The 13,161-nt window shown below is 66.0% G+C and carries 11 protein-coding genes; 2 read left to right on the top strand and 9 right to left on the bottom strand.

Annotated features, from left to right (window positions below):
- Nucleotides 1-15 precede the first annotated feature (15 nt).
- On the top strand, nt 16-1,218 hold the full coding sequence (locus AC56LU_RS04590; protein WP_497174422.1) for a BT3233 family polysaccharide utilization protein: 1,203 nt from the start codon (nt 16-18) through the stop codon (nt 1,216-1,218).
- A gap of 1 nt (nt 1,219) precedes the next feature.
- Nucleotides 1,220-3,040 carry a glycoside hydrolase family 28 protein gene (locus AC56LU_RS04585; protein WP_497174421.1) on the top strand — a complete coding sequence of 607 codons (1,821 nt, stop codon included), beginning with the start codon at nt 1,220-1,222 and terminating at the stop codon, nt 3,038-3,040.
- A gap of 137 nt (nt 3,041-3,177) precedes the next feature.
- Here the strand turns inward: AC56LU_RS04585 and AC56LU_RS04580 are convergent, their stop codons facing one another.
- The 9 genes from AC56LU_RS04580 to AC56LU_RS04540 all read right to left on the bottom strand — a co-directional run bounded on the left by AC56LU_RS04580 (nt 3,178) and on the right by AC56LU_RS04540 (nt 13,151).
- Complete coding sequence (locus AC56LU_RS04580) at nt 3,178-3,861, bottom strand: OmpW/AlkL family protein (RefSeq protein ID WP_497174420.1); 684 nt, start codon at nt 3,859-3,861, stop codon at nt 3,178-3,180.
- Between the two features lie 58 nt (nt 3,862-3,919).
- A complete protein-coding gene (locus tag AC56LU_RS04575; RefSeq protein WP_497174419.1) occupies nt 3,920-5,290 on the bottom strand; it encodes an SGNH/GDSL hydrolase family protein in 1,371 nt (456 codons plus the stop codon).
- Between the two features lie 234 nt (nt 5,291-5,524).
- The gene (locus AC56LU_RS04570) at nt 5,525-6,562 is read right to left on the bottom strand and encodes an L-threonylcarbamoyladenylate synthase (RefSeq protein ID WP_497174418.1); all 1,038 of its coding nucleotides are present in this window, start codon (nt 6,560-6,562) and stop codon (nt 5,525-5,527) included.
- Between the two features lie 2 nt (nt 6,563-6,564).
- Complete coding sequence (locus AC56LU_RS04565; RefSeq protein WP_497174417.1) at nt 6,565-7,764, bottom strand: 5-(carboxyamino)imidazole ribonucleotide synthase; 1,200 nt, start codon at nt 7,762-7,764, stop codon at nt 6,565-6,567.
- Nucleotides 7,757-8,278, bottom strand: a complete 522-nt coding sequence (gene purE / locus AC56LU_RS04560; protein WP_497174416.1) for a 5-(carboxyamino)imidazole ribonucleotide mutase — start codon at nt 8,276-8,278, stop codon at nt 7,757-7,759. The genes AC56LU_RS04565 and purE overlap by 8 nt, the downstream gene beginning before the upstream one ends.
- 3 nt (nt 8,279-8,281) lie before the next feature.
- The gene (locus tag AC56LU_RS04555; protein WP_497174415.1) at nt 8,282-9,178 is read right to left on the bottom strand and encodes a phosphoribosylaminoimidazolesuccinocarboxamide synthase; all 897 of its coding nucleotides are present in this window, start codon (nt 9,176-9,178) and stop codon (nt 8,282-8,284) included.
- 147 nt (nt 9,179-9,325) lie between these two features.
- Nucleotides 9,326-10,390, bottom strand: coding sequence for a class II fructose-bisphosphate aldolase (gene fba, locus AC56LU_RS04550; RefSeq protein ID WP_497174414.1), 1,065 nt, complete (start codon nt 10,388-10,390; stop codon nt 9,326-9,328).
- Between the two features lie 19 nt (nt 10,391-10,409).
- A complete protein-coding gene (pyk, locus tag AC56LU_RS04545; protein WP_497174714.1) occupies nt 10,410-11,870 on the bottom strand; it encodes a pyruvate kinase in 1,461 nt (486 codons plus the stop codon).
- 75 nt (nt 11,871-11,945) lie between these two features.
- Nucleotides 11,946-13,151, bottom strand: coding sequence for a phosphoglycerate kinase (locus AC56LU_RS04540; protein WP_497174413.1), 1,206 nt, complete (start codon nt 13,149-13,151; stop codon nt 11,946-11,948).
- Nucleotides 13,152-13,161: the final 10 nt, after the last annotated feature.

The raw sequence follows: 13,161 nt of genomic DNA, 5'->3' as shown, positions 1-13,161 counted from the left end.
TCATCGAGCGAACCCATGAAACGACTGATCCTTGCAGCTGCATGCGCAGCATCGCTGAACGCCTACGCCGCCGAGAAGCTGGCCGTCACGGTCCAGCACGACCTGTCCATCGCACGTCCGTCCGAGACCATCACGATCCCCTGGAGCGACGTCAACGCCGCCCTGCCGGGCGCCTTGATCCAGAAGATCGCGGTCAAGGATGCCAAGGGCCGCGTGCTGCCCTTCCAGGTGACCAACGTGGCGCCTCTGTCCAAGGATCCGAAAGGCGAAGGCATCGCCTACGGCGAGCTGCTGTTCCAGCACAGCTTCGCCCCGGGCGAGAAGAGCGCCAGCTTCACGGTCGAGAAGATCGATACCGTGGCGCCGGTGTTCGCCCAGAAGGCCTACGCCCGCTACGTGCAGGAGCGGCTGGACGACTTCGCCTGGGAAAACGACAAGGTGGCGCACCGTACCTATGGCCCGGCCCTGGCCGCGCCCTCGCCCGCCGGCATGAACAAGGAAGTGCTGGTCACGAGCGGCCTGGACCTGTGGTTCAAGCGGGTGCCCTATCCAATCGTCGACCGCTGGTACAACAAGGGCCATGACCATTACCACGACGACGAGGGCGAGGGCATGGACATGTACCAGGTCGGCAAGTCGCGCGGCGCGGGCGGCACCGGCGTATGGGACGGCAAGCAGCTGTACACGGGCGTGAACTACACCTCGTGGAAGGTGCTGGCCAACGGCCCGGTGCGCGCGGTATTCGAACTCCACTATGCGGCCTGGGACGCGGCCGGCAAGCAGGTCAGCGAAGTCAAGCGTTTCACGGTCGACGCCGGCCACTACCTCGACCGCATCGACTCCACCTTCCAGTACGAGGGCAACGAGCCGATCACGGTCGCCGTGGGACTGAACAAGAATCCGAGCGACAAGGGACAGGACCCGGTCATCGCGGTCAAGCGCGAAGGTCCGGTGCTGCTGCAGTGGATCGAACAGAAGAGCAACGGCGCCTTCGGCACCGCGGTCGTGCTCCCCGGCGCGGAAGGATTCGCCGAGGACAAGCTGAACGAACTGATCCTGGCCAAGGCCAGCGCCGGCAAGCCGCTGCGCTACTACGCCGGCGGCGCCTGGAGCCGCGCCGGCGAGATCACCACGCTGGCGCAGTGGCAGCGCCTGGCGCAGGACACCGCTGCCCGCGCCGGCAATCCGGTGCGTGTGACGCTCAAGTCGGGCAAGTAAGATGACGATGACATTCCAGCCCCGCCGCCGCGCCCTGCTGCGCACCGTGCCTGCCGCCGGCCTCCTGATGGCCGGCGCCGGCTGCGCCACCTCCAACAACAAAACCGCGGGCGACCCGTGGCAGCGCGCCGACGACATCATCGCCCGCTTCGCCACCCCGCTGCGCTTCCGCGACGAAGACTTCCCGATCACGGCCTACGGCGCGAAGCCCTGCACCATGGTCGAGGTCAAGGGCCAGGTCGCCTCGCTCGTCGACGGCTTGCTCCGCACTCCCGCCGCCGGTTCGCCCGACGCCTATCCGGCGATCGCGGCCGCCATCGCGGCCTGCCACGCCAAGGGCGGCGGCCGGGTCGTGATCGCGGCCGGCGACTGGTATTGCGCCGGCCCGATCGTGCTGCGCTCGAACGTGCACGTGCACCTGGCCGCCGGCGCGCGCGTGCATTTCTCGGCCAATCCGGACCACTATGCGCGCCACGGCGAATTCGACTGCGGCGCCAACGGCAAGCTGACCCTGTCGCGCTGGCAGGGCAACGACGTCCTGAACTACTCGCCGATGGTCTATGCCCACAACCAGACCAATATCGCGCTGACCGGCGCCGACTGGACCAGCATCCTGAACGGCCAGGGCGGCGTGCCCTTCGAGGGCAAGCCAGACGAGTGCTGGTGGGACTGGAAAGGCCGCGGCAAGCCGGTGCGCACCCGCACCGAGGTCGCGCCGAACCCGGCCAACCTGCCGCTGGCCAAGGTGGCGCCGAACCTGCCGCAAGCGCAGCGCGCCCTGATCGAGGGCGAGGGCGACCGCTGGCAGACCGACTCGCGCTACCTGCCGGCGCTGTCCGAAGCCGGCGTGCCGCTGGCGCGCCGCGTGTTCGGGCGCGGCCACTACCTGCGTCCCTGCATGATCGAATTCATCGGGTGCAGCAAGGTGCTGCTGCAGGGCTACCAGGTGAACGCAGCGCCGTTCTGGCTGCACCACCCGGTGGCCTGCCGCGACCTGGCGATCCGCCGCGTGAACATGGAAAGCCTGGGCCCGAACAGCGATGGCTTCGACCCGGAAGCCTGCGACGGCGTGCTGGTGGAGGAATGCACCTTCAATAACGGCGACGACTGCATCGCGATCAAGGCCGGAAAGAACCTCGACACCGGCTTCGGCCCGACGCGCAACATCGTGATCCAGCGCTGCATCATGAACAGCGGCCATGGCGGCGTGACGCTCGGCAGCGAAATGGCCGGCGGCATCGAGCATGTGTACGCGCAGCAGGTCGAGTTCCGCAACGTCCACTGGGCCAGGGATCCGCTCAACACCGCGATCCGCCTCAAGACCAACATGAACCGCGGTGGCTTCCTGCGCCACCTGTACGTGCGCGACGTCAGCCTGCCGAACGGCGTGCAGCTCGAGCCGGGCTGGTACAAGCCGCTGCCGGGAGCGAAGGAACTGACGCAGCCGGTGGCATCGACGGCCGGCGCGATCATCACCATCGACTGCGACTACACGCCTGGCGACGACGCGGTGCGTACCCGCCCGCCGCAGGTCTCGGACATCGACATCCGCGGCATCCGCACGGGTAATGTGCAGACGAAGGACGGCAGTTTCTCGTGCTTCCAGGCCTTCGTGCTGCTGGGGCCCGTGGCCTCCAGCTTCAACGGCCCGGCCGGCACGCCGATCCTGCCGATCACCCGTGTGCGCATCAGCGATTCGGACTTCGGTACCCCGAAGAACAGCGCCCAGCCGTGGTTCCTGCACAACGCCACCGGCATCACGCTCGACAAGGTCAGCATCGGCGGCAAGCTCTACAACACGACCTTGTCTTCCAATCCCTGATACCGGCACGTCAGGCAGGTTCTGATGCTTCCACTCCTGCAGTAGCTTTGACAGCCCGCCGTGTGCGGGCTTTTTTCATGGCACCGCGCAAGAAAAAGGCCCGCACGCGGCGGGCCGTCGAAGCAGCGAATCGCTGCTTAGAACTTGTAACCCACCGCCAGCACCACGGCCACAGGGTCCAGTTTCATGTGTTGCGTCTGGCCTGTCGAGAAATGCACGTCGGTGCGCAGTTTGGTCTTGTTGACGGTCACGTCGGCGAACCACTTCTCGCTGAAGTTCACCGCCAGGCCGAGCTGGCCAGTGTAGGTGAACTTGTTGTCGATGCTGAAGGTCGTCGGCACGCCGCTGCCCGGGTTGGTGATCGCGGTCATCCTGGCCGAACCACGTTCCTTCATGAAGTAGGCATAGGTGCCGCCGATACCCACGAAGGGACGGAACATCGAGGTCGGGGAAAAGAAGCGGTACTGCACGAACAGGGTCGGCGGCAGGGCTTGTACGCTGCCCAGTTCGCCGGTGCCGGCGATCGCGCCCGCACCGGATATCTTGTGCTTGTACGGCGTGCCCAGGCAGGTCTGGAGCGAGATGTTGTCGGTCAGGCCGTAGGCAAAGCTTAACACCGGCTGGATATCCTTGTCGACATCGGCCTTGGTGCCCGGCAGGGCCGGCGCGCTGATGTCGCCGCTCTCGACCTTCGGGGTCAGCTGGTTGACGCCGATACTGACGGTGAGCTGTCCGGCCGACTGGGCCGAGGCTGTCGCGGCGCAGGTGAGCGCCGCCGCCACACCCAGCACTTTCACGAGGCTATTGAAACGTACTTTCATTTGTTCTCCTGATGATTGTAGAGGCCCGTCCTCCGCAGGCAGGCCTCGCAGCGGTCTTTTACAGCCAGCCCTTGACGGCCATTTCCTTGAGAACGTAGCGCGCCACCAGGTTGTTCTCGAACGGCGTCGGATGGATGTCGTCCGCGAACATGTAGCGGCTGACGTCGCCGGCCACCGTGTTGCTGTTGGTGCAGATCAGGGACGTGGTGCCCAGTGCGTTCGGGCCGCAAGCCGGGGTCGAGGTATTGGTCAGGCCGTAAGGCGCCGGGTTCTTCACCTGGTCGTTGCTGATGGTGTAGAGGTCGACGTACAGGATACGCGCGTCGTCGCCGCCCAGGCCTGCCTTGAGCTGGGTGTTGAAGGCGTTGACCATGGCCGCGATCAGCGCCTGGATGTCGGCCGACTTCGACTTGGCGGCCGGGGTGCTGGCCACGTCCGGCAGGTTGGCGACCACGACGTACTTGGCGCCCTTGCCCGCGATCTCGTTCTTCACCAGCGTGGCCATCTGCGCCCCCGCGGCGCCCAGTTCGCCAACCAGCTTCGGACCGTTGGCGGCGGCGTAGTCGTTGCCGGCCTTGGTGCCGGCAGCGGTCGCGTCGGCCTGGGCCTTGGCGACCATCGGACCGTACACCGAGGCCTGGGCCACGGCGGCATTGCCCGGCTGGCCGGCGGCGGCGCCGACGGCAGCGGCGACGATGGTCTGCGAGGTATTCCCCGGACGTGCGCTCTCGGCCATGATGGCCGCGCCGATCGCCTGCGCGGCGGTCTGCGGATTGGTGGCGCCCGCAGCCAGCTGGGCGGTCAGTGAAGTCGCGAAGGTCTGCGCGCCGGCCGCATTGCCGGCGGCGGTCGCGGCGGCCTGCATGGTGCTCAGCGCCATCAGCACGTCGTTACCGCCGGACAGCACGGTGACCAGCTCGGTGCCGCTGAACTTGTTGCCGGTGCGGGACAGGTGGTTGGCGATCTGGGTTACCAGCGGCACCGTCATTTCGCCGATCGGCGAGCCGGTGAGCTTGTTGCCAGGGCCAACCGGGTTAGTCACGCGCGAACCGCCCTGGGCATAGTTGAAGCAATTCAGGTTGTTGCTGATCGGGACCGAAAAGCCGCGCGAGGCGTCGCCTTCGAGACCGGTCTGGGCGGCGCACGGCGCCGGCAATTTCAGCTCGGCTGCGAGGAATTCGACCCAGATCTTGCCGTTCAACTCAGGGTTCTTGGCGGTGCCGTCTCCGTTGATGGTGAACTTGCCGCCACCGGCAGTCTTGACTGCGCCAACCGCATAGGTGCCCACGTCGGACAGGCTGTCGCCGAAGGAAACCTGTTGGGTGAAGCTGAGTTTTTGCGTTTGGTCACCGCCGCTTGGGCTGGTGCCGCCGCATGCTGCCAACACCGCCGCCGTCAGCAAGGCAAGCGCGAATTTGGTTTGACGCATTGTGTCTCCTATATATTTTTCTGAAACGAACGGGCGTGCTATTCGTACCACGATAATATGCCAGTGTTCAACTCGCTTGTATAGAATAGCTTGGTACTACGTCAGTTTTTAGTGACAAGCGGCAAACAAGTCGGGTGGCGATTATAGTCCTGCCGTCGAGCTGGCAAGAAACGCTTTTTGAAGGGTGTGATTTTGCACAACGCCCGTCAGTACGGGCGTTGTGCTGGAGACACGTCAGGCGGCGGGATCGCGCGGGGGGACCTTGTTCAGCAGGCCGTGCACGATGCCGGTCGAGCCATGGGCGGCGCGGCGCAGGCGGTCGTTGACACCCAGCCAGGCCCCGGCTTGCGGCGGCGCTTCGACCAGGATCAGGTCCGCGCCGTGGCCGTCCATGGCGCGCAGCGCGGCGTACAGGGCGTGGGCAAAGCCGTCCGGGGTGGCGGGCAGGCGCAGGGCCGCGTGGGTCGGCGGCATGCTTGAATAATGGATCAGCGCGACCTTGCGTCCCGCCGCCGCGAGTTCGGACAGGGTCTGGCGCAGTTGGGCGCTGTCCTGCATCGCTACCGGCGTATGCGGCGCGTAATGCGATTCGAGGGTGCCGGAAGCGCGCGGCGCCGCTGCATCCGGGGCGCTCGGGACCTGGTCGATCACGGCGGCGATGGCCTCGGCGCTGATGTGGCCGGGACGCAGCAGTACCGGCCCGTGCGTGGCCAGGCGCGACAGGTCGACGATGGTCGATTCGATGCCGACTTGCGAGGCTCCGCCGTCCAGCACCAACGCCACCGAGCCGTCCCCGCCGAATTCGTCGCGCACATGCTGGGCCAGCGTCGGGCTGACCGCGCCGAATTTGTTGGCCGACGGCGCCGCCACGCCGCCCTTGCCGCCCTTGAAGGCGCGCAGCAGCGCGATCGCCACCGGGTGCGCGGGGCAGCGCAGGCCGACCGTGTCCTGGCCGCCGCTGACGGCGTCCGGGATGTTCCGGGCGCGCTTGAGGATCATGGTCAGCGGACCGGGCCAGAAGGCCTCGGCCAGCGCATGCGCCTCGGCCGGGATGTCGGCCGCCCAGTAATCGAGCGGCGCACCGGGGGCCAGGTGCACGATGACCGGATGGTCTTGCGGGCGGCCCTTGGCGGCGTAGATGGCGGCGACGGCCGCGGGATTCTCGGCGTCGGCGCCCAGGCCGTACACGGTCTCGGTCGGGAAGGCGACCAGCGCGCCCTGTTCGAGCGCGCGCGCTGCGGCATCGATGGCGGCCTGGTCAAGCTGCTCCATCGTCACTCCGGGATCCCGAGGATGGCGCAGGCTTCACGCAGGCTGGCCTGCGCCTCGCCCAAGGTCGGCGCGACGAAGGTGATGTGGCCCATCTTGCGCGCGCGGCGCGGGTCGTCCTTGCCGTACAGGTGCAGGTTCGCGCCCGGCAGCCCCAAGACGCGGTCCCAGGCCGGTTCACGCGGCGTGTTGCTATCGCCCTCGAACCAGACGTCGCCCAGGATGTTGAGCATCACGGCGGGCGAATGCTGGCGCACGTCGCCCAGCGGCAGGCGCGCCATCGCGCGCACCTGCTGCGCGAACTGGCTGGTGACGCAGGCATCGATGGTGTAGTGGCCGCTGTTGTGCGGACGCGGGGCCATCTCGTTGACCACCAGCGTGCCATCCTGCAGGACGAAGAATTCGATGCACAGCACGCCCACGTAGCCCAGCTGGGCCACGATTGCACGGGCTGCATCCTGCGCCTGCCGGGCGCAGGCATCGGACACGTTCGGTCCCGGCACCGTGGTCGTGAACAGGATGCCGTCGCGGTGCACGTTCTCGGCGATCGGGTAGACCACCGATGCGCCGTCATGACCGCGCGCGGTCAGGACCGACACCTCGTAGGCCAGCGGCAGCATCTTCTCCAGCAGGCAGGTCACGCCGTTCATGCCGTCAAAGGCGGCGCGCACGTCCTCGCGGCTACGCACGCGCACCTGGCCCTTGCCGTCATAGCCCATGCGCACGGTCTTCAGGATGCCAGGCAGCAGGTCGTCGCCGATGGCGTCGATGTCGGCATGCGAGGTGATGGTCTTGTGCGGCGCCGGCATCACGCCGGAGCTTGGCGCGCACTCGACGAAGAAGCGCTTTTCCGCGATGCGGTCCTGGGCGATCGACACGCAGGACGCGCTTGGCGCCACGAAGCTGCGCTCGCCCAGCCAGGCCATGCTGTCGGCCGGGACGTTCTCGAATTCGGTGGTGATGGCCACGCAGGTTTGCGCCAGCTCGGCCAGGCCGCCGGCGTCGGTGTAGCTCGCGTTGATCAGGCGCTCGGCGACCTGCCCTGCCGGGCAGTCCTGGCTCGGCTCGAGCACGGCGACCTTGAAGCCCATGCTCTGGGCGGCGTGGGCGAACATGCGGCCCAGCTGGCCGCCGCCCATCACGCCCAGCCAGGCGGATGGATTGGCGGTCGGCAAAAGTGCGTCTTTCACTGCGGGATCACTCATGCGTCAGCACGGGAAGAGTCATGGCCTGGGCGGCCGCGGTCTGCTCGGCGCGGAAGGCCAGCAGTTTCTGCGCCAGCGCATCGTCGGTGGCGGCGAGGATCGCCACCGCGGTCAGGGCCGCATTGGCGGCGCCGGCCTCGCCGATGGCGAAGGTCGACACCGGCACGCCTTTCGGCATCTGCACGATGGACAGCAGCGAGTCTTCGCCGCGCAGGTACTTGGACGGCACCGGGACGCCGAGCACCGGCACGATGGTCTTGGCGGCCACCATGCCCGGCAGGTGGGCGGCGCCCCCTGCCCCGGCGATGATGGCGCGCAGGCCGCGCGTGCGCGCGGTGTCGGCATAGGTGAACATCTCGTCCGGCATGCGGTGTGCCGAGATCACCTGCGCCTCGAAAGGCACGCCGAACTGTTTCAGGATATCGACTGCGTTCTTCATCACGTCCCAGTCGGACGAGGAACCCATGATGACGCCGACCAGTGGTCGCAGTGCTTCATTCGTTTGATCAGTCATTGCTCACGCCTTCAGCTTCTCGCCGGTGAGGCGTTCGATGGCTTCGAAATACTTGGCCTGGGTCTTCTCGATGACTGCCAAAGGCAGTGCCGGCGCCGGTGCGGTCTTGCCCCAGTCGGTCAGGGTTTCCAGGTAGTCGCGCACGAACTGCTTGTCAAAACTCGGCGGCGACATGCCAGGCGCATACGAATCGGCCGGCCAGAAGCGCGAGGAGTCGGCGGTGAGTACTTCGTCCATCAGGTGCATGACGCCGTTCTCGTCCAGGCCGAATTCGAACTTGGTGTCGGCGATGATGATGCCGCGGGTGGCGGCATATTCGGCGGCGGCGGTGTAGAGCTGGATGCTCACGTCGCGCATCTTGGCGGCCAGTTCCTTGCCGATGCGCTGCTCCATCTCTTCGAAGGAGATGTTCTCGTCGTGCTCGCCGAGGTCGGCCTTGGCGGCCGGGGTGAACAGCGGCTGCGGCAGCTTGTCGGCCTGGCGCAGGCCGGCGGGCAGCTGGATGCCGCAGATGGCGCCGCTTTCCTGGTAATCCTTCCAGCCCGAACCGATGATGTAGCCGCGCACGACGGCTTCGACCATGATCGGCTTGAGGCGCTTGGCCACGACGGCGCGGCCGCGCACCTGCTCGACTTCCTCCGGTGCGACCACGCTCTCGGGTGCGACGCCGGTCAGGTGGTTCGGCACGATGTGGCCGAGCTTCTCGAACCAGAAGTCGCTCATCTGGTTCAGCACCATGCCCTTGCCCGGGATCGGCTCGTTCATGACCACGTCGAAGGCCGACAGGCGGTCGGTGGTCACGATCAGGATCTTGTCGTCGCCGACAGCGTAGTTGTCGCGTACCTTGCCGTGGCCGAGCAGTGGCAGGGACTTGATAGTGGATTGGTAGAGGCTGTTCATAGATGGGATATCAGGGAAACGGAACCGGAGAAGGCCTCCGGTCGAGTAGCGCCGGCCGGGGATGGCCTGTGCCAAATGCGACATTTTACGTCAATTCAGATTGCCTCACCGCCCCCCGGGGGGGCGGTGAGCCATTGGAAGCGCTGTTTACTGCACGATCTGGGCCAGCTCGCCCGCCTTGTAACGCTCGGCCATCTTGTCCAGCGGCACCGGCTTGATCTTGGCCGCCATGCCTTCGCAGCCGAAAGACAGGTAGCGCGCCTTGCAGATCTCGGTGGCGGCTTCTCTAGCCGGCTTCAGGTAGTCGCGCGGATCGAACTTCGACGGGTTCTGGAACATGTACTTGCGGATCGCCGCAGTCATGGCCAGGCGGATGTCGGTGTCGATGTTGATCTTGCGCACGCCGTGCTTGATGCCTTCCTGGATCTCTTCGACCGGCACGCCGTAGGTCTCTTTCATGTCGCCGCCGAATTCGCGGATCATCGCCAGCAATTCCTGCGGCACCGACGAGGAGCCGTGCATCACCAGGTGGGTGTTCGGGATGCGCGCGTGGATTTCCTTGATGCGGTCGATGGCCAGGATGTCGCCGGTCGGCTTGCGGGTGAATTTATAGGCGCCGTGCGAGGTGCCGATGGCGATGGCCAGGGCGTCGCATTGAGTTTTGGCCACGAAGTCGGCGGCTTGCGCCACGTCGGTCAGCAGCTGCTCGCGGGTCATGGTGCCGTCGGCGCCGTGGCCGTCTTCCTTGTCGCCTTTCATGGTCTCGAGCGAACCGAGCACGCCCAGTTCGGCCTCGACCGTGACGCCGATCGAGTGCGCGAACTTGACGACTTCGCGCGAGACTTCGACGTTGTACTCATAGCTGGCCACGCTCTTGCCGTCGGCCTCCAGGGAACCGTCCATCATCACCGAGCTGAAGCCCGAACGGATCGCGGCCATGCAGACCGCCGGCGACTGGCCGTGGTCCTGGTGCATGACGACCGGGATGTGCGGGTAGGCTTCGACGGCGGCGTCGATCAGGTGGCGCAGGAAAGCTTCGCCTGCGTATTTGCGGGCGCCGGCCGAGGCTTGCATGATGACCGGGCTGCAGGTGGCATCGGCGGCGGCCATGATGGCCTGCACCTGCTCCAGGTTGTTGACGTTAAAGGCCGGCAGGCCGTAGCCGTTTTCGGCGGCATGGTCCAGCAATTGACGCAGCGATACGAGTGCCATGGTTGATTACTCCAAACAATTAAGAAACTATTTCGTCCAGCTCGCCCACGCGCACGATCTTGAGCGCATTGGTGCCGCCGGCCTGGCCCATCGGCGAGCCCCAGGTGACAACGATCAGGTCGCCCTTGCGCACCATGCCTTCGTTGATCAGGACCTCTTCGGCGCGACGCAGCACCGCGTGGCTGCCGCCTTCCTGCAGAAGGTGGAATGCTCGCACGTTCCGGTACAGCGACGCCTTGCGCTGCGTCGTCTGGAGCGGGGTCAGGGCGAAGATCGGGGTATCGATCGAGTGGCGGCTCATCCACAGTGCGGTCGAGCCCGATTCGGTCAGCGCCACGATCGCCTTCACCTTCAGGTGGTGCGCCGTGAACAGGGTGCCGTAGGCGATCGACTGGTCGATGCGGGTGAACTGGACATTCAGAAAATCCGCGTCCTGCTTGTTGTATTCGGATTGCTCTGCCTCGAGGCAGATGGCGGCCATCATCTCGACGGTCTCGACCGGGTACTTGCCCGATGCGGTTTCGGCCGAGGTCATGACGGCATCGGTGCCGTCCAGCACGGCGTTGGCCACGTCCGACACTTCGGCGCGGGTCGGGACTGCGTTGACGATCATCGACTCCATCATCTGGGTCGCGGTAATGGCCAGCTTGTTCGACGCGCGCGCCATCCGGATCATGCGTTTCTGCAGCGCCGGCACCGCCGCGTTGCCCACTTCCACCGCCAGGTCGCCGCGCGCGACCATGATGCCGTCCGACGCGTCCAGGATTTCCTGCAGCACCGGAATGGCTTCGGCGCGTTCGATCTTGGCGATCATCATCGGCTTGTGGCCGTAGCGCTCGCCGGCGATATTGGCCAGCTGGCGCGCCATCTCCATGTCGGTGGCGTTCTTCGGGAAGGAGATCGCCAGGTAGTCGGCCTGGAAGCTCATCGCGGTCTTGATGTCTTCCATGTCCTTCGAGGTCAGGGCCGGCGCGGTCAGGCCGCCGCCCTGGCGGTTGATGCCCTTGTTGTTCGACAGTTCGCCGCCGACCTTGACCGTGGTGCAGATTTCCTGACCCACGACCTTGTCGACGACCAGCACGATCAGGCCGTCGTTCAGCAGCAGCTTGTCGCCCGCCCGCACGTCGCGCGGCAGCGCCTTGTAGTCGAGGCCGACGCGTTCCTGGTTGCCCAGCTCGCCGTTCTCGCCCCACTTGGCGTCCAGGATGAACTTGTCGCCGTTGTTCAAGAAGATTTTGCCTTCTTCAAACTTACCGACGCGGATCTTCGGACCCTGCATGTCGGCCATGATCGCCACCTCGACGCCGCACTCGGCGGCGGCGCGGCGCACCAGCTCGGCGCGGTCGATGTGGTCCTGCGCCTTGCCGTGCGAGAAGTTCAGGCGCACGACGTCGACGCCGGCCCGGATCATCTTGACGAGGATGTCGAAATCGGTCGATGCAGGGCCGATGGTTGCAACGATCTTGGTGGCGTTATACAGGGGGCGCGCAGCTTGCATGGGTTGGAATCCTTGATTCAGAAAAGAGAAACGCAGCCCCCGGGGCTGCGCTGATACTTATTTGGCGTTACGCTGGAGCAGGATCTCGACTGCCGGCAGGGTCTTCCCTTCCAGGAACTCGAGGAAGGCGCCGCCGCCGGTCGAGATGTAGCCGATCCGGTCGCCAATATCGTACTTGGCGATCGCAGCCAGGGTGTCGCCGCCGCCGGCGATCGAAAAGCCGTTCGACCCGGCAATGGCCATCGCCAGGGTCTTGGTGCCTTCGGCAAACTGGTCGAACTCGAACACGCCGACCGGACCGTTCCAGACGATGGTGCCGGCCTTGGCCACCTGCCCGGCCAGCATGGCGGCGGTCTTCGGGCCGATGTCGAGGATCATGTCGTCGTCCGCCACGTCCGCCACGTCTTTCACCGTTGCGGCAGCGGCCGGGCTGAATTCCTTGGCGCAGACCACGTCCACGGGAATCGGCACCTGGGCGCCGCGCGCAGCCATCATGTCGATGATCTGCTTGGCCTCGCCAACCAGGTCGTTCTCGACGAGGGACTTGCCGATGTTCAGGCCGACGGCCTTCATAAAGGTATTGGCGATGCCGCCGCCGACGATCAGGTTATCCACTTTACCGGCCAGGCTTTGCAGAATGCTCAGCTTGCTCGACACCTTCGAGCCGGCCACGATGGCCAGCAGCGGACGGTTCGGCTGGCCGAGCGCCTTGCCCAGCGCATCGAGTTCGGCGGCGAGCAGCGGACCGGCCGCGACGACGGGTGCAAACTTGGCGATGCCGTGGGTGGTGGCTTCGGCGCGGTGCGCGGTGCCGAAGGCGTCGTTGACGTAGACGTCGCACAAGGCCGCCATCTTCTGGGCCAGCTCGTCGCTGTTCTTCTTTTCACCCTTGTTGACGCGGCAGTTTTCCAGCAGCATAACCTGGCCTGGTGTGGCATCGACGCCATCGACCCAGTTCTGCTTCAGTTCCACCGGCTGGCCGAGCAGCTCGGACAGGCGCGCGGCGACCGGCGCCAGGCTGTCTTCCGGCTTGAATTCGCCTTCGGTTGGGCGGCCCAGGTGCGACGTGACCATCACGGCGGCGCCGCCCTTCAAAGCGGCCTGGATCGCCGGCACGGAGGCGCGGATGCGGGTGTCTTCGGTGATATTGCCAGCGTCATCCTGTGGTACGTTCAGGTCGGCGCGGATGAATACGCGCTTGTTCTTCAGCGCGTCGCGGTCGATCAGGTCTTGCAAACGGGTGAAACTGAGAACGTCGTCCATTGGCTAGTCA

The organism is Telluria sp. PB2R4 (assembly GCF_059685695.1).
The sequence above is the reverse complement of the archived record's forward strand: the minus strand, read 5'-3'. Positions and strand labels throughout refer to the sequence as shown.

Excerpts from the sequence above, each read along its gene's own strand:
- AC56LU_RS04590 (WP_497174422.1), top strand. The coding sequence starts at position 16 with ATGAAACGACTGATCCTTGCAGCTGCATGCGCAGCATCGCTGAACGCC.
- AC56LU_RS04585 (WP_497174421.1), top strand. The coding sequence starts at position 1,220 with ATGACGATGACATTCCAGCCCCGCCGCCGCGCCCTGCTGCGCACCGTG.
- AC56LU_RS04580 (WP_497174420.1), bottom strand. The coding sequence starts at position 3,861 with ATGAAAGTACGTTTCAATAGCCTCGTGAAAGTGCTGGGTGTGGCGGCG.
- AC56LU_RS04575 (WP_497174419.1), bottom strand. The coding sequence starts at position 5,290 with ATGCGTCAAACCAAATTCGCGCTTGCCTTGCTGACGGCGGCGGTGTTG.
- AC56LU_RS04570 (WP_497174418.1), bottom strand. The coding sequence starts at position 6,562 with ATGGAGCAGCTTGACCAGGCCGCCATCGATGCCGCAGCGCGCGCGCTC.
- AC56LU_RS04565 (WP_497174417.1), bottom strand. The coding sequence starts at position 7,764 with ATGAGTGATCCCGCAGTGAAAGACGCACTTTTGCCGACCGCCAATCCA.
- purE (WP_497174416.1), bottom strand. The coding sequence starts at position 8,278 with ATGACTGATCAAACGAATGAAGCACTGCGACCACTGGTCGGCGTCATC.
- AC56LU_RS04555 (WP_497174415.1), bottom strand. The coding sequence starts at position 9,178 with ATGAACAGCCTCTACCAATCCACTATCAAGTCCCTGCCACTGCTCGGC.
- fba (WP_497174414.1), bottom strand. The coding sequence starts at position 10,390 with ATGGCACTCGTATCGCTGCGTCAATTGCTGGACCATGCCGCCGAAAAC.
- AC56LU_RS04540 (WP_497174413.1), bottom strand. The coding sequence starts at position 13,151 with ATGGACGACGTTCTCAGTTTCACCCGTTTGCAAGACCTGATCGACCGC.